The organism is Peribacillus sp. NPDC101480, from assembly GCF_050277335.1.
GTDB lineage: Bacteria > Bacillota > Bacilli > Bacillales > DSM-1321 > Peribacillus.
Window position 1 is genome coordinate 322,145 of sequence record NZ_JBNNSB010000005.1, and the last position, 24,857, is coordinate 347,001.

At 39.9% G+C, this 24,857-nt stretch carries 28 protein-coding genes and 1 riboswitch; of the genes, 8 read left to right on the forward strand and 20 right to left on the reverse strand.

All coding sequences use genetic code 11. The features are described 5' to 3' along the window. Positions 1-34 precede the first annotated feature (34 nt). Positions 35-137: riboswitch (SAM riboswitch) on the reverse strand. A gap of 224 nt (positions 138-361) precedes the next feature. Genes ACQKMF_RS18615 through ACQKMF_RS18630 form a run of 4 tightly spaced genes read right to left on the reverse strand, consistent with a single transcriptional unit; the run spans position 362 to position 3,545 of the window. After that, positions 362-970: a flavin reductase family protein gene (locus tag ACQKMF_RS18615; RefSeq protein ID WP_260357804.1), complete on the reverse strand. Its 609-nt coding sequence runs from the start codon at positions 968-970 to the stop codon at positions 362-364. 17 nt (positions 971-987) lie between these two features. Then, positions 988-1,596, reverse strand: coding sequence for an alpha/beta hydrolase (locus tag ACQKMF_RS18620; RefSeq protein WP_230176001.1), 609 nt, complete (start codon positions 1,594-1,596; stop codon positions 988-990). After that, positions 1,596-2,543: a ring-cleaving dioxygenase gene (locus ACQKMF_RS18625; RefSeq protein WP_101225097.1), complete on the reverse strand. Its 948-nt coding sequence runs from the start codon at positions 2,541-2,543 to the stop codon at positions 1,596-1,598. Before ACQKMF_RS18625 ends, ACQKMF_RS18620 begins: the two co-directional genes overlap by 1 nt. 24 nt (positions 2,544-2,567) lie before the next feature. Beyond that, positions 2,568-3,545 carry a ring-cleaving dioxygenase gene (locus ACQKMF_RS18630; protein ID WP_427574405.1) on the reverse strand — a complete coding sequence of 326 codons (978 nt, stop codon included), beginning with the start codon at positions 3,543-3,545 and terminating at the stop codon, positions 2,568-2,570. A 250-nt stretch (positions 3,546-3,795) separates the two neighbouring features. On the opposite strand from ACQKMF_RS18630, the gene ACQKMF_RS18635 reads away from it, so the two are divergent. Next, positions 3,796-4,395 carry a nitroreductase family protein gene (locus tag ACQKMF_RS18635; RefSeq protein WP_402937326.1) on the forward strand — a complete coding sequence of 200 codons (600 nt, stop codon included), beginning with the start codon at positions 3,796-3,798 and terminating at the stop codon, positions 4,393-4,395. A gap of 182 nt (positions 4,396-4,577) precedes the next feature. Here the strand turns inward: ACQKMF_RS18635 and ACQKMF_RS18640 are convergent, their stop codons facing one another. Genes ACQKMF_RS18640 through ACQKMF_RS18650 form a run of 3 tightly spaced genes read right to left on the reverse strand, consistent with a single transcriptional unit; the run spans position 4,578 to position 6,915 of the window. Further along, positions 4,578-5,630: an alpha/beta fold hydrolase gene (locus tag ACQKMF_RS18640; RefSeq protein ID WP_402937329.1), complete on the reverse strand. Its 1,053-nt coding sequence runs from the start codon at positions 5,628-5,630 to the stop codon at positions 4,578-4,580. Then, positions 5,623-6,126, reverse strand: a complete 504-nt coding sequence (locus ACQKMF_RS18645; protein WP_427574407.1) for a hypothetical protein — start codon at positions 6,124-6,126, stop codon at positions 5,623-5,625. The genes ACQKMF_RS18640 and ACQKMF_RS18645 overlap by 8 nt, the downstream gene beginning before the upstream one ends. Before the next feature lie 27 nt (positions 6,127-6,153). Then, complete coding sequence (locus ACQKMF_RS18650; protein WP_230176000.1) at positions 6,154-6,915, reverse strand: SDR family oxidoreductase; 762 nt, start codon at positions 6,913-6,915, stop codon at positions 6,154-6,156. 314 nt (positions 6,916-7,229) lie between these two features. Here ACQKMF_RS18650 and ACQKMF_RS18655 point away from each other — a divergent pair, with 314 nt between their 5' ends. Next, a complete protein-coding gene (locus ACQKMF_RS18655) occupies positions 7,230-7,679 on the forward strand; it encodes an OsmC family protein (protein WP_101225103.1) in 450 nt (149 codons plus the stop codon). 51 nt (positions 7,680-7,730) lie between these two features. Here ACQKMF_RS18655 and ACQKMF_RS18660 read toward each other — a convergent pair whose 3' ends face one another. Continuing rightward, positions 7,731-7,982, reverse strand: a complete 252-nt coding sequence (locus tag ACQKMF_RS18660) for a YkuS family protein (RefSeq protein WP_101225104.1) — start codon at positions 7,980-7,982, stop codon at positions 7,731-7,733. 98 nt (positions 7,983-8,080) lie between these two features. On the opposite strand from ACQKMF_RS18660, the gene ACQKMF_RS18665 reads away from it, so the two are divergent. Next, the gene (locus tag ACQKMF_RS18665) at positions 8,081-8,215 is read left to right on the forward strand and encodes a YuzL family protein (protein WP_101225105.1); all 135 of its coding nucleotides are present in this window, start codon (positions 8,081-8,083) and stop codon (positions 8,213-8,215) included. An 89-nt stretch (positions 8,216-8,304) separates the two neighbouring features. Here ACQKMF_RS18665 and ACQKMF_RS18670 read toward each other — a convergent pair whose 3' ends face one another. Further along, positions 8,305-8,466 carry a hypothetical protein gene (locus tag ACQKMF_RS18670; protein WP_157831130.1) on the reverse strand — a complete coding sequence of 54 codons (162 nt, stop codon included), beginning with the start codon at positions 8,464-8,466 and terminating at the stop codon, positions 8,305-8,307. A gap of 97 nt (positions 8,467-8,563) precedes the next feature. Between ACQKMF_RS18670 and ACQKMF_RS18675 the strand changes: the two genes are divergently transcribed. Beyond that, positions 8,564-8,755: a hypothetical protein gene (locus ACQKMF_RS18675; protein ID WP_101225106.1), complete on the forward strand. Its 192-nt coding sequence runs from the start codon at positions 8,564-8,566 to the stop codon at positions 8,753-8,755. A 246-nt stretch (positions 8,756-9,001) separates the two neighbouring features. On the opposite strand, the gene ACQKMF_RS18680 is transcribed toward ACQKMF_RS18675, so the two are convergent. From ACQKMF_RS18680 to ACQKMF_RS18690, 3 genes are all read right to left on the reverse strand, one after another. Then, entirely contained in the window at positions 9,002-9,940 is a 939-nt protein-coding gene (locus ACQKMF_RS18680; RefSeq protein WP_101225107.1) for a magnesium transporter CorA family protein, read from the reverse strand. Positions 9,941-10,260: 320 nt separating this feature from the next. Further along, positions 10,261-10,533 (reverse strand): hypothetical protein, encoded by a 273-nt coding sequence (locus tag ACQKMF_RS18685; protein WP_101225108.1) that lies wholly within the window; start codon positions 10,531-10,533, stop codon positions 10,261-10,263. A 61-nt stretch (positions 10,534-10,594) separates the two neighbouring features. Next, entirely contained in the window at positions 10,595-11,674 is a 1,080-nt protein-coding gene (locus tag ACQKMF_RS18690; protein WP_427574411.1) for a nitric oxide synthase oxygenase, read from the reverse strand. A gap of 262 nt (positions 11,675-11,936) precedes the next feature. On the opposite strand from ACQKMF_RS18690, the gene ACQKMF_RS18695 reads away from it, so the two are divergent. Together ACQKMF_RS18695 and ACQKMF_RS18700 are read left to right on the forward strand one after the other, a co-directional pair. After that, entirely contained in the window at positions 11,937-12,260 is a 324-nt protein-coding gene (locus tag ACQKMF_RS18695; RefSeq protein ID WP_101225109.1) for a winged helix-turn-helix transcriptional regulator, read from the forward strand. 140 nt (positions 12,261-12,400) lie between these two features. Continuing rightward, entirely contained in the window at positions 12,401-13,318 is a 918-nt protein-coding gene (locus ACQKMF_RS18700; protein WP_101225324.1) for an NAD(P)/FAD-dependent oxidoreductase, read from the forward strand. A gap of 92 nt (positions 13,319-13,410) precedes the next feature. On the opposite strand, the gene ACQKMF_RS18705 is transcribed toward ACQKMF_RS18700, so the two are convergent. Beyond that, complete coding sequence (locus ACQKMF_RS18705; RefSeq protein WP_157831131.1) at positions 13,411-13,557, reverse strand: lmo0937 family membrane protein; 147 nt, start codon at positions 13,555-13,557, stop codon at positions 13,411-13,413. 237 nt (positions 13,558-13,794) lie between these two features. Here ACQKMF_RS18705 and ACQKMF_RS18710 point away from each other — a divergent pair, with 237 nt between their 5' ends. Together ACQKMF_RS18710 and ACQKMF_RS18715 are read left to right on the forward strand one after the other, a co-directional pair. Beyond that, complete coding sequence (locus ACQKMF_RS18710; RefSeq protein WP_101225110.1) at positions 13,795-14,115, forward strand: YckD family protein; 321 nt, start codon at positions 13,795-13,797, stop codon at positions 14,113-14,115. A gap of 170 nt (positions 14,116-14,285) precedes the next feature. Beyond that, positions 14,286-16,259: a S9 family peptidase gene (locus tag ACQKMF_RS18715; RefSeq protein ID WP_230175809.1), complete on the forward strand. Its 1,974-nt coding sequence runs from the start codon at positions 14,286-14,288 to the stop codon at positions 16,257-16,259. A gap of 42 nt (positions 16,260-16,301) precedes the next feature. On the opposite strand, the gene ACQKMF_RS18720 is transcribed toward ACQKMF_RS18715, so the two are convergent. From ACQKMF_RS18720 to ACQKMF_RS18750, 7 genes are all read right to left on the reverse strand, one after another. Beyond that, positions 16,302-16,733, reverse strand: coding sequence for a CBS domain-containing protein (locus ACQKMF_RS18720; RefSeq protein ID WP_402937339.1), 432 nt, complete (start codon positions 16,731-16,733; stop codon positions 16,302-16,304). Positions 16,734-16,813: 80 nt separating this feature from the next. Beyond that, the gene (locus ACQKMF_RS18725) at positions 16,814-17,650 is read right to left on the reverse strand and encodes an MBL fold metallo-hydrolase (protein ID WP_402937341.1); all 837 of its coding nucleotides are present in this window, start codon (positions 17,648-17,650) and stop codon (positions 16,814-16,816) included. Positions 17,651-18,272: 622 nt separating this feature from the next. Next, positions 18,273-19,253, reverse strand: coding sequence for an ABC transporter permease (locus tag ACQKMF_RS18730; protein WP_402937343.1), 981 nt, complete (start codon positions 19,251-19,253; stop codon positions 18,273-18,275). Continuing rightward, complete coding sequence (locus ACQKMF_RS18735; RefSeq protein ID WP_230175807.1) at positions 19,246-20,160, reverse strand: ABC transporter ATP-binding protein; 915 nt, start codon at positions 20,158-20,160, stop codon at positions 19,246-19,248. Before ACQKMF_RS18735 ends, ACQKMF_RS18730 begins: the two co-directional genes overlap by 8 nt. Continuing rightward, the gene (locus ACQKMF_RS18740) at positions 20,157-20,948 is read right to left on the reverse strand and encodes an SGNH/GDSL hydrolase family protein (protein ID WP_402937345.1); all 792 of its coding nucleotides are present in this window, start codon (positions 20,946-20,948) and stop codon (positions 20,157-20,159) included. Before ACQKMF_RS18740 ends, ACQKMF_RS18735 begins: the two co-directional genes overlap by 4 nt. A gap of 378 nt (positions 20,949-21,326) precedes the next feature. Further along, positions 21,327-22,523 carry an MFS transporter gene (locus ACQKMF_RS18745; RefSeq protein ID WP_402937347.1) on the reverse strand — a complete coding sequence of 399 codons (1,197 nt, stop codon included), beginning with the start codon at positions 22,521-22,523 and terminating at the stop codon, positions 21,327-21,329. A 68-nt stretch (positions 22,524-22,591) separates the two neighbouring features. Further along, positions 22,592-24,724, reverse strand: a complete 2,133-nt coding sequence (locus ACQKMF_RS18750) for a PAS domain S-box protein (RefSeq protein ID WP_402937349.1) — start codon at positions 24,722-24,724, stop codon at positions 22,592-22,594. Between the last annotated feature and the right edge of the window lie 133 nt (positions 24,725-24,857).

Here is a 24,857-nt window from a genome sequence, read left to right on the forward strand (position 1 = left end):
AAAAGAGTGCGTTACTGACAAATAAACACGTACGGTCTTATCTATCAAGGTTTCACCCCCTGGAATTAGCACAGTGTCATTGCAGACCTGTTGCTGAGGTTTCATAGGGCCAGTCCCTCCACCTCTCTGGATAAGAAATTATTTTTTTATAACTTTATCAATCTATGAAAAAATTGTCAAGTTTTGTTTCGGTTTGTAAAGACTTCCTTTAAAATCCAAACGATCAACGCACCTTTGGCATAGATATGAACTTGTTTTTGGAACAGTCGCTTACATTATAGAATTGTAAATAATGCTAACCGGGAAAAATTTTTAAAAAATGACGACACCTTAAAAGATGACGCCATTTTTCTTATATTCCTTAAGGTCTTTCAATTTCAAATAATTCTCCTAGTTTTGTATAAGTATGACCCGCTAATCTTGCTACAGGTTTTAGCCCATTCTGGTCAATTCGGCCATTATGGTAAATCTCCTGCTCTATATGATAGCAGACTATTTTCCCTATCAATAAATCACAACCAGGTTTATTCTTGGAACCTGCCAAAGGTATCGCATGCTCCAATGTGCATTCAAAGCGTACCTTCGCTTCTTGCAATCCTGGTACCGACACCTTATCACTAACAGCCTGAGTGAAATTGGTAAGACCCAATTCACTTTCGTCAGACGGGAGTTCCTTGGCCGTTCGATTTGCATCAGCAACATTGTCTTCATCAGTGATATGAACAACGAATTCACCTGTTTGAATTGCATTTCGGGCCGTGTCCTTCAAAACTCCTTCTTTCCGTTGAACAGAAATGGAAATCATCGGAGGATTGGAACTGACTATGTTAAAAAAACTGAACGGCGCTATATTGATTGTACCGGTTTCGGATTGTGTCGTGACCAGGGCTATTGGTCTCGGTATGATGCTTCCAGTCAAAAACTTATAATTTTCCCGTTCTGTAAGACTTTCAGGATTTACTGAAATCATCTTCATCCCTCTCATTCTTATAAAAAGTTCTTTTGAAACCATGAACTTGCTGCATCAACCTCTGAACGTGTTAACTGATGACCGTAATTTTCCCAGTGAACGTCCACCGCAGCACCCGCTTGCAGTAAAATCCGATTAAGTTCATCAGTTTCTGCTGCGGGGCAAATCGGATCGTTTTTACCTGCAGCAATGAATACAGGTATATCCGATAGGGACGGCAAAGCAATCCCGCGTCTAGGCACCATTGGATGATGAAGAATCGCTCCTTTTAATGCCCCTTCGAAATGGAACATCAAACTTGCTGCTATGTTTGCACCATTAGAATAACCTAATGCCACCACTCTGTCACGATCGAAGTCATATTGTCCGGACGCTGATTCCAAGAAGTCATAAAGCTCCTTCGTACGGAAAATCAAATCTTCTTCATCAAAAACTCCTTCAGCCAGCCGGCGGAAATAACGGGGCATTCCGTTTTCAAGTACATTTCCCCGTACGCTGAGTACGGATGATCCCGGTGAAACCATCTCCGATAATGGCAAAAGATCCGTTTCCGTTCCTCCAGTGCCATGTAAAAGCAAAAGCAACGGTGCATCTGGATTACTTCCTTTTTGAAAAATATGCTTCATCATTTATCCTCCTCTAGTACCCTCGGCACTGCCGGCAGTAACGTTTTCTCCATAATTTCCCTTTTTTCTTCAAGCCATGGCGGCAGCATTAATTTACTACCCATCGTTTCCTTCGTTTCATCATGAGCAAAGCCAGGTGGATCTGTGGCAACTTCAAAGAGTATGCCTCCATCTTCCCTGAAATAAATGGCATCGAAGTATTGGCGGTCTTTAAAGGGTGTCACGCCATAGCCATGGTTTGCGATATGTTCCCTCCATTCTTTATGATCTTCATTATCGCTTGCACGCCATGCAAGATGATGGACAGTTCCCACTCCGATTTTCCCATTTGGCAAAACCGTTTTTTTAACATCTATCAAATTTCCGATGTCCGATGTGGATTTGAAGCGAATGAAATCGCCCTCTTCCCCCATCTTTTGCAAACCCATCACTTCCTCTAAAAGTTCCATCGTTTTGATCGGTTTAGACGTCAATAATACAGCACCTCCGAATCCCTTGATTGCCTTATCAGCTGGTACACCGCCGAATGACCACTCGCTATTTTTACCTTCTTTACGCTCAACCAGTTCAAGTTGCAATCCATGTGGGTCCTGAAATCCCAGATAATCCTCGCCGAAGCGTGAGATCTTTTCAAAGTCAATATTAAATTTACCCAAGCGCGTTTCCCAGAAGCCCAATGAACCTTCCGGAATGGCATATGTTGTTATCCCCACTTGTCCGGAGCCAATTGTCCCTCGGTATGCCCCAGGCCAAGGAAAGAAAGTGATGATAGTGCCCGGTGAACCTGATTCATCTCCGAAATATAAGTGATAGGTGCCTGGATCATCAAAATTAACGGTTTTCTTCACCATACGCATTCCCAGCACTCCAGCATAAAAATCCACATTCTCTTGAGGATTGCCTACAATTGCGGTTATATGATGTATTCCTGCATTTTGCTTTTGCATGCCGATTCCTTCCTTTCCCCTTGATTAATTAGTTGATTTTGTATTCAGTGGTTTTAAATTCGATTCAATATCTTTTCTTTTTGATTCTAAAAATGGCGGCAGGGCAAGGTTCTCACCTAGGTGCTGCTCTGCTTCATCAACTGCAAATCCAGGTCCATCAGTAGCTAGTTCAAATAATATTCCATTCGGCTCCCTAAAATAAAGTGAACGAAAATAAAAGCGGTCCACATATCCAGAGTTCACGAATTTTGATTCACTAATTTTTTCTATCCATTTTCTAAGTTCTTCTTCATTATCCACCCGAAAGGCAACATGGTGTACTCCACCCCTCCCCAACCTTTCCCGAGGAATGTCATTCCTTTCTTCAATATGAAGTTCCGCTCCTGTTCCTCCCTCACCTGTCTCATAAACGACAATTGGATTTTGCACCCTAATTGCAGATGGGTATGTGCCTGTTTTCCTGAACCCCAATACCTCGGAGAGAACACTTTCTGTTAGTTCAATATTAGGTACAGTAAGTTTTACCGGTCCTAATCCAAGGATGGAAAACTCTTGCGGTACCGGGCTTCCATCCCATGGTGATCCCCCTTGAACACCGTTATTATCCTGATCGGAAACCAGAAGTAGCCTCTGCCCTTCAGGATCTTTAAAAGAAAGCACCTTCCTTTCAAAACGGTTCGATATTTCATCATGCTCAACATTGAATTCCACAAACCGTTTTTTCCAATATCCTAGAGCTTCATCATCTCTCACCCTTAAAGAAATTTCAGAAATGCTATTGTTTCCCTCATGAGTGCGGGCAGCATTGGGAATTTCAAAAAACGTCAATTCCGTACCCGGAGAACCAATTTGATCTCCATAAAATAAGTGATACACACGAACATCATCTTGATTCACCGTTTTTTTGATTAATCGCATCCCTAAGACTTTTGTGTAGAAATCAAAGTTATTTCCCGCTTTAGCTGTAATCGCCGAAACATGATGTAATCCTTTTAATTCCATCCGTACCACTCCTATCTTTTCTTTATAAATCTCCCCTTAAGGAGAGGAATTAATCCGTAAACAATATCTCGAAATCGAGACATTTAACTAAACATATAATACTTTTAATACAAATATCTTGATTTAAAGATAAATGATAACGATAAATTTGTCAACCATTTTCAGACAAATAATTTCACCCGTATCCACTTTTCATAAAATAATAAAATCAGGTCAAAATAAGTCGGTATAATGAATGGAGGTATGATGTATGGCTAAGGACTTTTTTAGCGCAATTGAAGATAGACGCTCTTATTATTCCCTTAGCAAGGAACATGTTGTCCCTAATAAAAGGATTAAAGAAGTTATCGATCATGCCGTTCAATATTCCCCTTCCGCTTTCAATTCCCAAAGTGCAAGAGTGATTGTTTTAACTGGTCAAAGCCACGACCAATTATGGGATATCACGAAAAACACATTAAGAAAAGCTGTCGGTGACAAAGATTTCGAAAAAACGGAAGAAAAAATGAAATCATTTATAAATGGTTATGGTACGGTTTTATTCTTTGAAGACCAGGCCATTATAACAAGGCTTCAAGATCAATTCAAAACGTATGCCGAAAACTTTCCGATTTGGTCGAACCAATCGTCTGCCATTTTACAATTTGTCGTATGGACTTCCTTGGAAATTGAGGGGTTTGGTGCAAGCCTTCAGCATTATAATCCTTTAATCGATGACGAAGTGAGAAAGACATGGGATATATCACGCGATTGGAAACTCATCGCTCAGATGCCCTTTGGAAAACCCACTGCAGAGCCTGGCGATAAAGACTTCTCACCACTAGAAGAACGAGTGAAATATTATGAATGAGACAATAGGGGCTGGCTCTAAATACCAAGCCAGCCCTTTCATTTATTTCACTTTAGTAATCCGGAAATGTTGCAAAAAATCTTGAAAATATAAATGCCGCAAAGCCTATATATTCTACAACCGGCATGATTTTGATTTCCTCACTGGCGTTAAACATGTACATTTCACTTCCCCCCACTAACCTATTGAATTGGTGAAGAACGCCCAGGTAGCCATTCCTTCAAATAATATGGAAGTCCACCGGAATATTGTTTAGCAGCATGTCCACTTTTCAGTAGGCTATATGTCTTATCCTTACATGTTAAATGCTCCATTACCGGATAAATCATTTCCTGTGGGACCAATCGATCATACTTACTTGCAATGACCAAAACACTAGCATTAATTTTCGATAGCTTCGCTTTTTTCCCCCTTACCTTAAAACCACCATTAACCAAGCGATTTTTTATCAAGAGGTCTTTGGTTATTTGTTTGGCAACTGCGCCGGATAGAGGCACATGCCCATTTACCCACGCATTGAAGCGGCGCCAATTCTTAACGTATTCCTCATCATCCGCTTGATTCAATAACGATAAATACGGTGATATATAGATAGGTGATGTAATTAAACGAATTCCATATTTAACAGCACTGGCTGGAATCGTTTGATAAATATCTATTGTCTCGTCAAAATCCGCTGTTCCTTCTTTTAACGCTTCCTGCCATTGATCAAAAAATTCCGAGCCACTGAAATCCACCGGGGTCACGGAAAGTATCAAATTCTTGATGGGCTCGTCTGCAATGGCAGCATATATTGCGGCTATTGTACCTCCGAGGCAAAACCCCATGACTGTAATTTCTGATGCTCCAGAGTGACGTAATGCACGCTGTACTCCTTTTTGAATATAATCGACGATATAATCTTCGATCGATATGTCACCATCTTCAAAGCCCGGGCTTCCAAAATCAAGCAAATACACATCAAAACCTTCATTTACAAAAGATTCTATTAAACTATTCCCCGGAGATAAATCAAGAATCAAAGGAGTATTGATTAGTGAATATATAAGAAAAACCGGTACATCATATTTTTTTTGTGCTGAGGGATAAAACCAAAGCGTTGATTTGTTTTTTTTCCACACCGCTATTTTCGGAGTCAGTCCCATTTCAGGCATTGGCTGATTGGGAATATCCAATAAATGTTGCCATTTAGTTTTGGGTTCAGATTGATTTTTGGGCACTTTCCGTTTAGCCATTTGAATTCTCCTGACCAACTGAATTGAACTCAGGCAGCTGTGAGCTTAACAATAAGGAGTTATTTATAAAATCAGATAACCTTTTTTTACTCCCTTCCATTTCATTGGATGCCAATCTTGATTTCTTTTTGATGCTGCGGGATGAATTGGCATTGCCTTTATTGCGAATTGAAGAATTACCCCCGACATTCCCGCCCCTATTCTCAACAAGCATAGAGACCAATTCTTCCAACCCATCAATTTTTTCTTCGAGTTGGATGACTAATTTCGCTAAACTCGCCACATCTTTTTTTGTTGGATAATTCATGATGATGGACATTCTTTCTGAGGCTTCCTGAAGACTATTTATTCTTGGTACCTGCATTTGGGCATTGTCGCTTACTGCTTCTATTAACTCACGATTATTTAGCAAATCCTTAATTTTCTCATTAAGCTGTTGCTCTTTTTGTGCGCCTAGTAATTTAAGCCCTTTATAAAAATTTGATTTTCCCACCATATATTTCTTCCTTCCTTTCTCCTCCGTTTACACTAATGCCGATATTCCACCGTCAATGATCAAAATATGACCAACCATATAGTCAGAAGCCTGTGAGGCTAAAAATACGGCAGCGCCCTTTAAATCATCTTCATCGCCAAACCTGCCAGCCGGAGTTTTACCTAATATGTCATAGTTGGATTTTTCAAGAATTTTCTTTGTGATTTTAGTCGGGAAAAATCCAGGTGCAATTGCATTGACTTGGATGCCGTATCTAGCAAGTTTAACTCCTAAATCCTTCGTCATTGTAATGATGGCACCCTTACTGGTGTTATAAGCTATCGTATCCAATAACTCGGGAAACGTCCCGCCAAGACCCGAAACAGATGCAATATTTATGATTTTTCCGAAATTTTGCTGCTTCATGACCTTCGCAACAGCCTGTGAAAACAGGAAAGTACCTGTAACATTGACATTCAATACTTTTTCCCACTTATCCTTAGGAAGATCCAAAAGAGGACCTGACCAGGACGTACCGCTATTATTTACAAGAATATCAATCGTGCCAAATTGGGCAACCGTTTCCTGGACGACATGGTCGATGGCACTCTCATCGGTGATATCACATTCAAAGGCAACGGCATTAACACCCATCAGTTGCAAGTCTTCACATACCTCCTTACAGACAGGCAGATTTCGTGAAGCAATGACTATATTTGCGCCAGCCTCCCCCAACGCCATGGCAATCTGTTTGCCCAGTCCTCTGCCGCCGCCGGTAATGATAGCCGTTTTATTAGTCAAATCGAACATATTACTCAATGTAGTCAACTTTTCAGCCCTTCCTTAATGAAGTATTATTTATATAAAACCGTCTATATCATTATAGGAAGGCCTATCCAATATTGTGCTTAAAATAGCCTGATGCCTCTGCCTTTTGTTTCATCAACAGTATCCTTTATATCAATAATACCTATTCTTTCGACCGCTACAGTCGGTTTTGAATTGGCATACTGAAAAACTTAATTCGACCCACTGCTGTTATGATTAATCCCCCGAGTGAGCAAAATCGAATACTTAACCTGTTTAATCGTTTACACTATAGAAATGGTAAGGAGGTTAAAAAAATGACGATACATCACTTTCATTTAACTGCAGAGTGGCCAGGCGGCAGAAATGATATCGGCACAATTCATTCAGGGAATCTACTAACACAGATAAGTATTCCTACTGAAATGGAGGGACCAGGTATCGGCACTAATCCCGATGAAATGCTGCTTGGGGCGGCATCGACCTGCTATATCATTACCTATGCTGCCATGTTAGAGCGAGCCCATATAGAAAAGGTGAGCTTGACCATGCAATCCGAAGCGTTAGTGGATGTTACGAATGGAGTATTCACCTACAAGAAAATCATTCATCGCCCTAAACTTATATTAGTACCGGGCACTTCAGAAAAAGTGGTTGAAAAAGCGAGGAAACTTGCTGAAAAAGCTGAAGCTTCATGTATGATTTCCAGGGCGATCAAAGGGAATGTAGCGGTGGAATTGAATGCGGCAATTTCCATAGCACAGTAGCCTTGAACAAAAAAAGTGCCTAACCCTATATCGGTTTAGGCACTTTTTGAACTATTGAATGGCGTTCATTTTATTTTCAACCTCGCGGCACACTTCATCAGCAGTTAAACCATTTGCCTCAATGATAGACGCTTTAAATGAAGTATCGCTTATACCCATTACATTACTTTCCAAACCTGTTACCACACAACAATCCACGTTATTTGCGTCAGCTTCTTGTTTAATCTCCACAACATCAAAACCTTTTTCACGAAGTGCTTCCTGAATATTCGTTAATGATTCTTCAACACCGATTTTTGACATCAACACACACCTCCTCTACCTTCTAACCTGTCCTTTTCACCTTAAATATATGTATAGGATGCAAAGGAAAAAGGGAAAGTAATATCGAGGTGATAAACATGAATGGAAAAAACAAAAAAGATGCTTCTCAAACCCGTTTAGGGTCTTCTCAGGTAGAGGGGCAAGGCACCACTACGAAAGAAACCGGGTCCTTCACTCAACCCTCTTCACTTAAAAAGCAAAAGCGTTCTTGATAAGAATGCAGTGGAAAACGCTTGGCAGATAAACCAAGCGTTTTTTTTGCGTATCATGAAGACGGAATTCCATGACAATCGGGCTTCCCTTATATATTTTGCTTTATGATTTCCCGTTGAATCTTTAGATCATTCAATCGATCACCATCAATTGTTTTTGGATCCATTTTTGCTTTATCGGCTCCAGCCGGGTTTAAATCACTTGCCCTTAAATTATTATTGCGAGCCGCTTGCTCGTTCCATTTGGTCATAATGATCTCCTCCTCAGTCCTTATCCTTCCCAATCCTAATAATATTCATGAATACACCCCATCCTTTATTGCCAAGATACAAATGGAGGTGGTTTAATTGGAACCAAACAGACCCGGCAATAAGAATGTACCGGATTTTAAAGAGTTGAACGACCGTATCATCAGAGAAGCATCACAGAGTCCCCGTTTAGTGATTAAAACAAATTTGGATGCAAAGAATGTAAAAGATGAGAACCCTTATTCCGATCGAATTAACAGTGAAGGATTTGCTGATTTTTTTGAGGAATAAGATTAAACCGGCTTGGCAGCCTCAATTTTACGAACCAAATGGTTCGTAGGTAAGGGCCGTAAGGGTTCTATATAAAAGTTAGAACAAAGTTGATTGGAGCGGGTGTACGAGACTCTTGCGGGAAAAGCGAGTGCCTGGAGTGGAAATCATGCTCAAATTGCACAAACCCTAATAAAAACTGTAGACAAACTCGATTTACATCGAATTTGTCTACAGTCTAAAACCGGCTTAATAAGCTGGTTAATTTTAAAAATATTTTTTCTTCCAAAAAATGAATGCCGTCGTCCCCGCCAATGTAATGGCAATTAATAATGTAAATATGAATGCAAACCGATTATGTTCAAACGGCAGTTCCACATTCATTCCGTAAAAACTTGCCACCATCGTCGGAAGCGTCAAAATAATGGTCACGGAGGTTAGAAACTTCATCGCATTATTGACATTATTGGAAATGATTGAAGCGAATGCATCCATCATACCGCTAAGAATGGATAGATACACTTCTGCCATTTCAATTGCCTGAGCATTTTCGATAATTACATCCTCAAGCAATTCTTTATCTTCTTCATACATTTTCAAATAATTAAAACGGAGGATCTTATCAAGTACTACGCGATTGGATTTTAATGATGTCGTAAAATAAACCAAGCTTTTTTCCAAAGCCAGGAAAGTGTATAATTCTTTATTTTTCATGGACTGATGCAATTCACGTTCCGCTTCATTAGTCATCTTGTTAATCTGTTTCAGGTAACGTAAATAATAGGATGAAATCTCAAATAGTAATTGTAAGGCAAACCTTGTTTTCTTATTGGTGAAAAATCCTTTTATCTTATTGTTTTTGAAATTCGCCAATATCGGTGTTTCTTTCAAAGATACCGTAATGAAACAGTCTTTGGTAAAAATCATCCCTATAGGTATTGTTTCAAAAATCGGTAAGTCGGCTTCGTCCCTTGTCAAATATGGGAAGTCGACAATAATTAAAACATTATCATCCTCTTTTTCAATTCGAGGCCTTTCCTCATCATCCAACGGATCTTTCATGAAATTGATCGGTAACTTCAAAGTCGTGCATATATAATCTATTTCAGATTCTGTGGGCGCGACAATGTTCACCCAGGAACCTTTTGTCATTTCCTCGATCTTGTTTAGGTGTCGGTTTTCATCCGTCTTGTAGATTTCAATCATTTCTTGACCTCCTCTTCTATAGAGAAAGCCTTATTTACCTTCTTCGAGCAGATACTCAGGGAGAATAACAGTCTCGACTTCTAGCATCATATTGGCTTCCTCTTGCTTTCTGGGTTCAGGATCATAAGAACTGCTGCTCACTCGTATCCACTTCCTTTCGATTCTTTAATCTTAATCCTTATTCTTTTAAAGCACAATAACGAATTTAATACCTTGGTTCCCTGTTTTAAATTCGCAATTATCAGTTTTTAAGGGTTGGAAAATATAATAAAAACTACCACAAAAAAAAACGCTTAGGTTTCCCCAAGCGTCTGATAACTTTATCCATGCTTAGCATTATTATAATAGTGAACACCATACATGGCGCCTTCATCCACCATTTTATTATCGTCATGATCATATGGATCAGGGTGACCTGCCTTTTCAATTACAGGATCTAGTTCTGAAGCCGTCCTATTCCAAAAGCCTAATGTTTTTGTTTTTGCATTGGACCATATGTCCTTCACTTTTCCTCTGTTCGTTTTATTCGATAAAAATGAGACTCCGGCAACTCCGACTCCTAGTAATACCACGTTTCTTCCTAATGCCATCATTACCTTCCCCCTTATTTATTGGCTTGCTATATATATACCCAACGCCAATAAATGTAAACCTTTATTTATATGGAGGAATTTGATAAAAGAAATTAGGTTTCATTATTTCATTATTATATGGCTGATGAAAAACGTGGGTTGTGGCTGGAGAAACAGGCGGAATTAACCAGGTCCAGTCCCCCGTAACTTTCCGGTTACAAGTGGTTTCTTTTTCTTCGAATTTCTTGAATTGTTTAGCTGCTGTATGGTGATCAACAATGCTGACTCCGTGTTTTTTATACGAATAAAGGACTGCTTCATTCAGTTCGATAAGGGCTCGATCTTTCCATAAACTTGAATCACGTTTAATATCCAAGCCCATCCTCTCCCCGATTACCGGTAGCATATTGTAGCGTTCTTCATCAGCAAGGTTCCTGGCACCGATTTCCGTTCCCATGTACCACCCATTAAATGGTGCAGCTGAATACGTAATACCGCCAATTTCCAGCCTCATTCCAGATATGATTGGAACTGCATACCATTTGATTTGAAGATCTTTGAACCATGTCAGTTCAGGGTGGGTGATTTGAACTTCTTTAACGAGGCTTTCAGGCATGACATGTAAACTAGGGGTTTTTCCGTCCAATTGGACTACAAGGGGTAAAATATCGAAACGTCCGAATTTCCCTTCCCATCCCAATGCCATACATTGCTTGGTGAATGCTATTGAACTTGAATCGCCGATTACGCCATGCTCCGTCTCATATCCTGCATATCGAATAAGCTGATGATTCCAAATATCCACTTTTCGATCATGATCTTTTTGTTTGAAAATTGTAATCACGGGTCTGATGCTCCCATTATTCGTTGCATAATCGATATGCTCAAAGAGTGCCGATACAATTTCTTCTTCGCTTTGAATCATCCTTTTATCAATTACCCTCAGCGACTCCCAAAAAAAGCGCCCTATGCAACGATTGCTATTACGCCAAGCTAATTTAGCACCATAAACCAATTCTTCATATGTATGTTCATATCTGCCTGTTTCATCTATTTCCTTTTTGATTTGTTCAATCCTGCCATCCATGTCCTCTTCCGTTTTCGATATTTCCGGATAACTTGTCCTGATAAAGGATACGGCCTCTTGCAGTAAATCACTCATCTTTCCCACGAACCCTTCCATTTGTAAAACTTTAACTTCAATATTAAAATAACATATTTTTCTCGGTATCCCTAAAGAACACATTTTTTAAAAGCGCATTTTTTTAAAATGTGGCAATTATGAGGCGAATTTCTTTTCATGATACTTAAAGTAAGCTCATAATTTTCTTATACTTTAACATCTCTAGTAACTAAATAATTATCGGTAAAGTTGTTACATATGAGGTAAATGCATTATAATATATTAATAATGAGGTGATAAGATGAATAATACGACACTTTGTCCACGATTTGAAAAAGGAATGCAAATCTTGAGTAAACGCTGGACTGGATTGATTGTCAATCAATTACTTAATGGCCCTCAACGGTTTTGTAATATTGAATCTGCATTCCCGATAAGCGGCAGGATTCTTTCCGAACGTTTAAAGGACTTGGAAATTGAAGGTATTGTTAAAAGGGATGTATATCCAGAGACACCGGTCAGGATTGAATATTCTTTAACTGAAAAAGGCAAGGCTCTTGCACCGGTAATGAACGAAATTCAAAATTGGGCACAAGAATGGCTCGAACCAATACAGGAACAATGATACAGGCATTAACTGAAAAGGAGGAAGGTCCGCCAGCTGGCGGACTTCCTCCTTTTTTGTTTAGGCGCCAGCGACTAGTGGTATATTTTTTACAGATAGAATAACACTAGGTTTATTCCAAATTTATGGGCGGTGAATTCATGAAACAAGCAGATTGCATTATTATTGGTGGAGGTATAGCCGGTATTCAGGCAGCTATACAGCTCGGAAGATATAAACATAATATTATCGTCATTGATTCTTCTCAAGGCCGCTCCTCCATTGCCAAGGCTTACCATAACATTCTTGGATGGCCGGATGGGGTAAGCGGTAAACAATTAAGGACGCTTGGCAGACAGCACGCTGAAAAATTCGGTGTCGAATTCTTGGATGATACAGTGACAGCTCTAGAAAAAAAACAGGACAAGTTTTTTATCCAAACAAAGAATGACAGGCAATATCAAGCAAAAATGATTTTTCTCGGTACCGGCATTACCGATAACATTCCTCCAATCAAAAACATCTATCCAACTCTTGGGACATCCACATATATATGCCCTGACTGTGATGGGTATGAGATCATGGATAAGCAAACCGTTGTTCTTGGAGGCGGAAATACTGGTGCGGGCATGGCCCTTACACTTTTATATTGGTCAAAGGATATCATTTACGTAAATCATTTGAAATCAAAAATTGATGATGATTATAAGGAAAAATTGAAGGAAAATCAGATTCCCGTAATCGAAGAAGAAGTTTGTGAGGTTCATGTCGACGACAAACAGCAGCTAACGGGCATAGAATTGGTCTCCGGTAAAATAATCGAGGCTGAAAAAGCATTCACGGCGTTTAAAGGGAACAAACTAAATAATGACCTAGCCCTACAATTAGGTGTGCAAGTCAATGAAAACAAACATGTCTTGATTCATCCCCGGACTAAAGAAACGAATATTAAAGGAGTCTGGGCAGGCGGTGACCTCGTTGCCCATTCAGAACAAGTCACCATTTCAATGGGGGATGGCACCCAAGCAGCGATATGGATTCATAAGAGGCTGTTAGGCCAGCCACTTCCTTACGATTGACAGCATAACGGAAAATTAAAAGGCGGCCTGCTCACCAAGCCGCCTTTCAAATTGTTGTTTTAAACTTTTCCACGTTAGCCTTTGATACATATCTACACTCGATTCCTTCCCTTAAAAACTTTAACCAAAATGAGAATGACCGCGATGATAAGCAAGATATGTATAAAGCCTGCAGCCACTTTAAAAACCAGACCAAGAACCCATAATAATATTATTACACCAATAATCGTCCAGATCATAATCCCCCCTTTCTTCGAAGTTACATCAAAATTTTGTGCTTACATTTAAATTACCCATATCTTTCTTTAACAAACCCTCACCTATTTTTTTACATAAAACTGTAAATGCTGTAAATGATAATAAAAGAATAAGGAATCTTCCATAAAGAAAAACATTTACAAGGAAGAGACTTTCAGGTTTTAAATGCTCTTCAATTCTTCATAAGGCAAAAAAACAAAAGAAGGAGTCGTTCATTCATGAAAAAGTTTTTAGTCATCTGTTTAACAGCCTGTTCCCTATTCTTAGTCAACCTGAATCACCCAGCTGCAGAGGAAAATAAAGCAAAAACGGAACGTGTACAATTCACTGATGCTCAAAAATCTGAAATCGCCAAGATCCAAAAGCAGATACTCGCTGACAAAAAGATATTGATCCAAAAATATGTTGAGTATGGCGCGCTATCAAAAGAAGAAGCCGATAAAATGGTTTCACATTTTGAACAACATTATAAAATGATGGAAGAACATAATTTCCAAATACCGCCGCACCGCCCACATACACGACACATGCATAAGTAATTGTAAGTTTTTCGCCTATATATCCTGATGATCCGACCTGACGAAAAGGCCGGATTTTTTTCATTTCTTTCGTCCTTGATAAATAAACCTTACGCGTTTACCATTTACTAAAGGATTTATATTTCTCTTTAGCGAAATACATAACTATGAGAAATGAAAGGGTGAAAAGGATGAACAAAATAGGTATAACAGCAAGAGACTTATTTCACTTGAAATCAGTGACCGATCCAAAGCTATCACCGGATGGCAGTATGGCGGTTTATGTCCAAACCAGAATCGATGAAAAAACGGAAAAATACATTTCCAATCTGTTTATGTTCAGCCTGATTACGAATGAAACAAAGCAATGGACGTTTGGGGATAATCGTGATACATCACCAGCCTGGTCCCCAGACGGAAAGCATATCGCCTTTATTTCAGACAGATCAGGGAAAAAACAAGTCCACATTATTGGGAGCATTGGTGGGGAAGCTCGCCAGTTGACCCATTTCGTTAACGGCGCATCAAAACCTATTTGGTCTCCTTGTTCCACCAAGTTACTGCTTTCTACCGGGTTAAAGGAAGACGAAAACCTTAATACGGATAAGGAAAATGATTTGACCAAAAAAGTTAATAGGTATGACCGGATTAAGTATAAATGGGATGGAAGAGGCTATTTTGATCAGTTATATCAGCAGCTGGTTATAGTGGACATTTTTAAGGGAGAATCCACACTGCTAACGGAAAACAATGTGGATCATCAACCGAATGCATGGTCCCCAGACGGACAGCATATTGCATTCATAAGCGGGGATGCAGAAAGAAGTGATGATGAACTTTTTTCCGATATTTTCATCATGGACCTTGAAACGAAATCTTTAGAGAAGATAACGGATAGTACAGGTTTCTTTAGAGATCCGAAATGGTCTCCAAATGGCGAGCATCTATCTTTCATTGGCCATAATAAAGAATTTGCCGGTGCCACCTTTTCAAATATCTGGTTATATTCCATTTTCGATCAAACGACTCAATGTTTGACCGATGGATGGGACGTCCAAATAGGCGATTCCGCAATTGGGGATTTCCAAATCGGAGCCGTCGACCCAGGTATATTGTGGACAAACGATAGCCAAGGTTTTTACTTTTTAATAAGTGATTATGGAAATACCGGGGTATATTATGGTTCGATTGAAGGAGCAATGTACCCATCAATCCTTGACCCGCAGCATATATACGGCCTGACTATAGATCCCGAAAGCCACCGTGCCGTCGTGGCCATCAGCACACCTGTTCATCCCGGCGATCTCTTTGCCTATAACCTTACCAATGGTGATAAGGAACAAATCAGTTTTGTTAATGAGGATTTTTTGAAGGATAAACATTTGTCCACGGCTGAACCAATAACATTCCAATCCGTTGATGGACTTACCATCCACGGCTGGATCATGAGACCGACCGATTTTGATGGAAATCAAAAATATCCGCTCATTTTAGAAATCCACGGCGGACCGCATATGATGTATGCCAATACCTATGTTCATGAATTCCAGACCTTGGCTAATGAAGGGTATACTGTATTGTTCACTAACCCGCGCGGGAGTATAGGATATGGCCAAGACTTCGTAAATGCCTGCCGGGGAGATTATGGAGGCATGGATTATAAAGACTTAATGGCTGGAGTTGATCACGTTTTAGCTACGTATGATTTTATAGACCATGAAAATTTAGGGGTATCCGGAGGAAGTTATGGAGGGTTCATGACAAATTGGATCATCGGACATACCAACCGCTTCAAGGCCGCTGTGACTCAGCGTTGCATAAGTAACTGGCTAAGTTTTTATGGCGTCAGTGACATTGGCTATTATTTTACAGAGTGGGAAGTTGGCGGCGATATCGTTAACTCTGCTGAAAAATTATGGCAGCACTCGCCATTAAAATATGTCTCCAATGTGAATACCCCTTTACTTTTACTTCACGGTGATAAGGACTTCCGCTGTCCCATTGAACAGAGCGAGCAATTTTTTGTCGCCTTAAAACGTCAAAATAAAGAAGCGGTACTTGTTTCTTTCCCAGATGAAACTCATGAAGTATCCCGAAGCGGATCTCCAAAAATGCGCTTGCAACATGTTGAGGAAATCAAAGGATGGTTCAATAAATATCTTTAAAAATAAAAACTCTGTTAGCAAAAGCTAACAGAGTTTTTGTTTTTAGTGTTGAATTTGGTCTCTGTCTTCGGAAATTGAACTTAAAGCATTTCCAGCCATTGAATTTGACTGTTGGTGTACAGCAAGATCACCTAATGCCACGACTCCGACCAGCTTGTCATTCTCAATGATAGGGAGCCTTCTGATTTGTTCGGTAGCCATTAAATCCTCAGCTTCCTCCACTGACATATCAGGCGTGCCTGTTACAAGATTGGTGGTAATGACATCGGTAATTCTAGTCGAATTCGGCTTTTTCTCGGCAACACAGCGAATGACAATATCCCTGTCTGTTATAACACCAATTAAATGGTTATTCTCCAAAACAGGAATGACACCAACATCATCATTCTTCATTTTGACTGCTGCTTCATATATATTATCTTCCGCAGTGCAACAGTCCACGTCTGTTGTCATGATATCTCTTAAATTAGTCACGGAAATCCCTCCATTTTTCATAAGTTGCTTGTTTATTTTTGACTTCTGAAGAGAAATTATTCATGGAACTCGTTCACGCTTCATTCCACATATTTCCCGTGATCCGGTTTAGCTAATGAATCGAATTCCTTTGCAAGCTTCGCTAAACCCATTTCCAGTTCTTTCCCTTCTACAGGATAACCATGTCCCGTTATGGCAACAGTCGGCTTCAGACTTTCCAATAACCTTACCGATTCCTTGGCAGCCTCCCAATCGGTTGTCAAATACCGCGGCGGGCCTGCTATTTCTTTCTCCTGAGTGATAACCTTGTATAGGGAATCTTGCCTGACATTCACAAAAGCATCTCCAGCAATCAAACTTCGGTCACTTTCACGGAAAAGTGATATATGTCCTTTCGAATGGCCAGGGGTGTGAACCCATTTCCAATCGTGAAGCCCGGGAACACTATGATCATCAGGCAATGGCTGAACTTTTTCATCAAGGTTGATTCCCTCATTCGGAAATACCCATGAAATTTTAGCGACCATTCCCCCTTCAACAGTAGGATCAGGTTCGGGGTAATTTTCCTGTCCCGTTAAATAAGGCATTTCTTTAATGTGGGCATAGACAGGAGCATTCCAATACTCCATTAACTCAATCAATGCACCAACATGATCGAAATGTCCATGTGTCAAAATAATCGCGGCAGGTGGATTTTGCGGTCCGTATATTTCTTCAGCAGTTTTCTTTATTACCTCTGCTGAACGCGGCATCCCTGCATCTATCAATACCCATTCATCATCTTTGGATGACCCTATAAAAATTACATTAACTATTTGGACGGACAGACAATATATTTCATCATTTATAATCTGTACATCTCCACTGGAAACTGAAGTCATTGGCATGAATTTTTTATTCAAATGATTATCATCCATTTATAATCCTCCTAATTTGAACATACTGTTTTTTAAAGGATACCCTGTACGAGAAAATAAAAAACAACCTATAATTTATATAGGCTGTTACAGACAGTAAGAAAGATTCGAAAGCGAGTTTGCCTACAGTTCTTTAAAAAAGTTACAGATGACTTTTTTCGACAGTCAAGGCACCTTTTTTCGACCGATCATGCAGTTTTTCGGCCTTCACCGCACTTTTTTCAACCGTTCACTCAGTTATTCGACCTTCACCGCACTTTATTCGACCGTCCACGTAAGTTATTCAACCTTCACCGCACTTTATTCGACCGTCCACGCAGTTATTCAACCTTCCCTGCACTTTATTCGACCTTCCCTGCACTTTATTCGACCTTCCCTGCACTTTATTCGACCGTCCACGAATTTTTTCGACCTCACTTCATTATTCGGACTCTGGAGCCGTTATTTTGCGGTCCCCGCTTTAAATCCGCTCCCTTTCCGCCGACTGTGTTCCAAGCATCTATAGGGGGTCTCGGCTAGCCAGTTAAACCGAGTCTTCTTTTATAATCATGTTCGGGGTGCGAAACTCCCGAACCATCTATGTCAACAAACTGAAACAACCTATAATTTGTTAGGCTGTTTCTCAGTATACATCCCGCCGGGTAAATACTGTAAAAGATACGATTAAAGCAAGCGCCCACCAAACGAGCAGAGTAATGACGGAGGATAATAAAGTCATCCCTTCAATCGGTGGAGCCGTACCGCTGATGTAAGCGGTCAATTTCAAATTCACCATAAAAAAGTATTTCGCTGATTCCCATGATGAAACCATATTGTTCAATATAGCCCCGGAAATTAATGCAGCCAGCATGATGCCCATGCCTGCAGGGGTGCTTCTCACTAAAACCGAAAGCATGAAAGAAAGGGTTCCTACAACAACCGCCACCAGCCAGACAAGTCCCAAATCCATCAATAGGAATTTCCATTGTTCCACTAACCTTACTTGACTGACATCCACGTCAGCCCCATTCAATTCGAATCCGGTTATTACAGGAGCCCCCCATCCTTGATATCCGAAAACGATACCTGATAAAAGGTAAGATAATAAGGCTGTCATCGCGACGATAATCGAAACTGATAATAATAATGTTACATATTTGCTCAATAAGATTTTCCAGCGCTCCACTGGCCTGGTCAACAAAAGCTTGATTGTCCCTTGACTGCTTTCGGAGGAAACCATATCACTAGCCACAATCATGATCAACAGCGGAATGAACAAATCGATTGCATTTTCCAAAAACATGCGTGTAAAGGTGGCTGCGCCTGGTTCTGAGGGATTGATATCATGATCTAGATAATATTGCTGCTGCTTCAGACTAACTTGCAGCTGTTCACGCCACTCATCGAGCATCCTATTCGAGCCCAAACGATTTTGAGTATCAATGATTTGCTGCTGAAGAGCTGAACGCCAATCATCAGTTCCCAACTTCTTCCGCTGCTCTTCCACTTGTTTGTATTGGGCATATGTAAACATCAGCACTAAAATTCCCACGATGATACCGATTATGATTAATCGTTTCTTTGCCAACAACTTCATCATTTCATTTTGAATCAAGTTATTCAATGCCTGCACCTCCGACACCGGTAACTTGCAAAAACAATTCTTCCAATCCCGGGAGCTTTCGATTCATTTCATGCACCCTCACCCCTGCTTGGTTAAGTGCAGCATTCCATTCGGGTGTTCTGAGTTCATCATAGGCTGTAATGATATATTTTTGATCTATGGTAATTTCGGTGAAGCTGCTAAGAATTTCCGCTCCCTTTTGTATAGGTTCCACCCGCCAAAATATCCGCTCCTGCGTGGATAATAAGCTTTCCACCGTATCCGTTTTAATAATTTCCCCCCCTTTAATAATTGCAACCCGGTCACAAAGTTGCTGTATTTCACCTAATAAGTGTGAAGAAACCAGAACGCTCATACCTTCTTCTTCAGCCAACTTTCTGATGAATTGCCGCATTTCACGGATTCCGGCAGGATCTAGACCGTTGGTCGGTTCATCCAAAATCAAGAGCTTAGGGCTGTTCAGCATTGCCTGCGCGATTCCTAAGCGCTGCCTCATACCTAACGAATAAGTCTTCACTTTATCGTGAATTCTCGCTTGCAGACCGACGAGTTCAACAACCTCGATCATTCTTGTTTCATCAACTTCAGGTAACATTCTTGCAAAGTGGAGCAAATTATCCCATCCGCTCAAAAAAGGATACAACTCTGGATTTTCAACGATGCAGCCCATTTGCTTCATAGCCTTCGTAAATTCCTGACGGACATCATATCCGCATATATGGATGGAACCTGAGGATGGCTTAATCAAACCGACCAACATGCGGATCGTCGTCGTCTTGCCTGCTCCGTTCGGTCCTAAAAAGCCGAAAACCTCACCTTCATTCAGCTCAAAATCTATTCCTTTAATAATTTCCCTTTTGCCAATCCTTTTTCTCAAGTCCCTGACAGACAATGTCACCTGTTTCATCGTTTCACATCCTCCCATTTTATTAAAGGAGCAACTCTATCAGCAATTAAACGGTACCCCTTCTTATTAGGGTGAAATTTATCCGAATACAAATACTCATTTACCGACAATTGAAATAAATCAAATGTTGGAACGAAAATTGCATTTTTATAAAGAGCCACAACTTCTGCCGTTTCATTATTCCAGTCACGAACAATGCGGTTCGTATCAAAGTCTTCATCCAAATCTATAAACGGATTATATAGCCCAAGCAATAAAATGGTAGCTGTATCATTGGCTTTATTGATATCTTTAAAAATTTCATCTAAATTTCCCAAGAAATTCTTTTGTGATAAAGATATAGCTTCACGATCATATTCAAGCAGGGTCTGGCCTTTTTGAAATAAATCGTTACCCCCGATTGTAACTAAAATAACATCAGCTGCCTGGATTTGGCGCTTCACTTCCGGTTGTTTCACTTGCTGCACCAATTCTTTAGACACTTGTCCATTAATTCCGAGGTTATGAATGATTGGTTTTCTATTGTACTCGCTCTTCAAATCTTCAACAACAAGTCCAACGTAGCCTTTCCCTGTTTCATCACCTGTGCCGCGTGTCAATGAATCGCCTAATGCCACTACCGTAAAATCATCAGGAAGATCATTTTTAATGGGGGTTTCTTCCATTACTTCTCTATCGGAAGTTCCTTTTCCGTAATGGTCAGTAATCGCCCATCCAAGGCAAAATAAAAAAAACAGGCCGATAAGAGCTGATACGATGGTAGCAGCCAACACTTTTGGTTTGCTCAAAACACTCATCCTTCCATTCATTCTCTACCTTCCATTAAATCATATTATTTCCAAAAACAAAAAACTGATTGTTATGGGTAAAAATTCCAATTAATAAAAGCCTTTCCTTTTTAAAAAAGGCTGAAAGGGGTTACAAAAGGGATTCTATCTAAATTTTATAAGAAAGGTGATTGGAGCGAGTGCCCTAGGTTCCTATCAACGGTTAAAAATCCTTAAAAAACTTTTAATCAAGTTTGCATACAGTCTGAGGGATTGGATGAATCCCATTCGCGTTTTCTGCTTGATCATTTAGCAGGCATTCTCTCAAACTTGTTGAGAGACAAGTAAAAAAGACCTCTTCACCATGAAAGGTTAAGAGGTCCCTCGGTATATTTTCCATCATTTTTCTATTTTACCTATGGGTTTTCCCAATACTTTTAATTTTATATCTAACCTCATGAGCCATATTGTAAGCAGCATCCCGATCAGCGTGAGTAAACCATAAAATAAATAGACAGCATATATTCCAGATTTCTCCAATATTATCCCGCCGCTGAAGGTACTGAACCAGTTACCCAATCCATTGCCAATGGCGGAATAAAGCGTTATTGCTGTTACTGTTATTCGTGCAGGGACAACTTCCCTGATATATTGTAAAGCTGCAGGAATGAATAAGCCAAGTGAAAACCCTTGAATGATCGAAGTCACATATACGGTAGCCAAACTTGGTTCGGTGAAGTACAAAACCCAGCGGACCAATGAGGCCGTTCCAGCCAGTAAGGTAATTGGCAGCAGGCCTATTTTATGAATCCAGGTACCTGCGATTCTCATAAAGGGGATTTCCGATAATACAGCTAAAAGGAAAGCAATGCCAATTCCTGTATATGTCCCTCCCCTTGCCTCTACAAACAAACCATAGTATACATTATTTGCGAGATTAGGACCAAATAGCAGGAACGTTATGGCAAGAAAGATAAGAAACCGTTTCATGGTGATCAATTCTTTCATTCCACCGAAAAGCTTCACCTTTTCACCAGGTGTCTCTTCAGGCAAACGAAGAGCTAGACTAGCCGCAATCAAAAGACCGAAGAAAAAGGCATAAAATATCACTGAAGGACCCATGAAGGATTCAGATAGCCTTCCCATTACAAAAACGGCCACACCGTAACCAAGTGAACCGAATAAACGGATTTTCCCATAATTCGATTTGATTTTTGTTGTATATTGAAGGGTGATGCTATCTGAAACCGGTATTATCGCACTTTGAAAGATAGCCAAAGCGATTGCGACGGATACGATTAGTAAATAGTGCTCGAACAGTAGGTAGCCTAAACCGAATACACCAGCAAGCAACGATGTAATTGCCAGTATTTTTGCTGGTCTCCCGCTCCAATCACAGACAATTCCCCAAAAAGGTTGAAAAACGATCATCACTATCGGTCCAACAGACATGATCGTACCTATTTCAATACCGGACAAGCCAGCCTCATTGGCCAAATAAACGCTTAATAACGGTGTTAAACTTCCCACTGCAAAAAAAGAAAATAAGTAAAATACCTTCAAGCTAATAATATTGACATGCTTTTGTTTATCCAAATCCAGTTCCCCCACGCAGACAGCTTCTTAAAGTTGTTGATTTCAATCATTGCTTCCTATTATTGATATTAAATAGGGAGCACGATATTAAAGACTGTACCTTTATTGACCTCACTCTCGACAAAGACATTTCCCAAATGGCTTTCTATGATTTTAAAGCTGATCATGAGACCTAACCCATTACCAGTTTTTTTCGTTGTGAAGAATGGTTCTCCCAGTCTCTTAAGCTGCTCTGGCGGCATCCCAATTCCTGTGTCGGTAATGGATATATGCACTTTATCCTCTTTAAGTTCAGTCATGACTTTTATGAACCCACCGTCAGGCATAGCCTCCATACCATTTTTAATGAAGTTCAAAATGACTTGTTTTAATCGATTCTCATCACAACGAACGAGGATCTCTTCTTCATTGAAATCCGAAATTAGCGTGATGTTCTTCTTCCTGGCTTCAAAATCCGTCAAAGATACGACGTTTTGAATGACCGGCACAAGATTCTTCGATTCTAATATCAAGGCCTGTGGTTTGGCCAATTGCAAGAACTCTTCAACTATCTCATTCACACGATTGATTTCGTCCATGATTATTTCCAGATATTCCAGTTTATTTTCGTCCGTTTCATCTAATTGCAAAAATTCCGTATACCCTTTCATGGAGGTCAGCGGATTTCGTATTTCATGTGCCACTCCAGCAGCAAGCTGACCGACAGCGGCTAATTTATCCTGCCGATGGAGCATCTCTTCCGATTGTTTACGCTCAGTTATATCATATCTAAGTGCCAGAAACTGAAATGGCTTTCCTTCTTCGCTGAAAAATGGAACAATTGTTGTATCGACCCAATAAAAACTGCCGTCTTTCGCCTTGTTTCTAATTTCACCATGCCAAACTTTCCGTTCATGGACGGTTTTCCACATATGTTCAAAGAATTCCTTTGAATGGTATCCAGAATTAACTATCTTATGTGTATGGCCTAGCAGTTCATCTCTCCCATAACCGGAAACCTCGGAGAACTTATCATTCACTTCGATAATGACTCCTTTATCATCGGTAATCGCCACAATCAAGGATTGGTTGATTGCATATTGCATATCCTCCAGTTCCTTGATTGACCCCTTTAGTGCATTTTCTGCTTTTTTACGACTGGAAATATCTGAACGGATCGAAATATATTGATATGGCTTACCTTTTTTCATAAAGGGAACGATAGTTGTATCCACCCAATAAACATTACCGTCTTTAGCCCGGTTGCATATTTCACCATGCCATGTTTTCCCTTGGCTGATCGTTAGCCATAGGTCAGCGAAAAATTCTTTTGTATGATAACCAGAATTGATGATGGAATGATTTTTCCCTACTAGTTCATGTTTTTCATATTGTGATATTTCCAGGAATTTTTCGTTAACATATGTAATGATTCCTTTTGCATCCGTGATGGCGACTATCGCCGATTGATCTAAAGCAGAACGGATATCGCTCACAGTATTGTCGCTTTTTGCCAACCGCCTGCCAACTATCGTACTTGAAGCGATCAAGCTGGCAAGGATGAATAATGAAACGAAGCATGTAAGATAAAGCATAAATGGGGTGAGTGGAACAAATTCACCCGTTTCATTTTTCGTGTTCATCGGTAACACTCTTAAAAAAAGATAATAGCCTTCAATGATTGCCCCGCTCATCAAGAGAGTACTGATTGGCTTTAGCGAGGATTGACTTAATTTATTAAAATAAAATAATATTGCAAGTGCTGCTACAAATAAACTAAAGATACTTAAAAGCGTACTGAAGACCGACAATGGGCTAAAGTGCAAAGAATGGTTTAAAGAAGATGTTCCCATTATATAATTGGATAAAATGGCCATCGTAAACATGAAGCCGCAAAAAACGATTTGCAACACTTGTGTCTTATACGATATGGCCAATAACCCAACTCCTGCGAGAGCTATCGCCAATGCTAACGAAAAAATTATTGTAGCAATGTTGTATGCTGCCATTCCTGAATTATCAAGGGTGAATATGACCACAAAATTAAGCGTCCAAATAGCCACTCCCATAGAGCAGCTGCTCCCAATATACACCAGGCGTTTATATTTCTCTATCGTCAGTAATGTTGTCAGTAAATCCAACGCCGTATAGCACGCCATTATTATCAAAAGTACTGCAATCATAAAGAGGACAGGATTTGATGCCACAATTGATTGTTCCATTTTTTTACTTGACCACCTCAAACGTTCTATTCTCCTATATTGTAATGGAAATCCATAGTACCTCAAAGGTTTTTTATTTCCTTACTCCTATATATTTACACACTGACTATTTCGGCGCTCCTTATATCTCAAG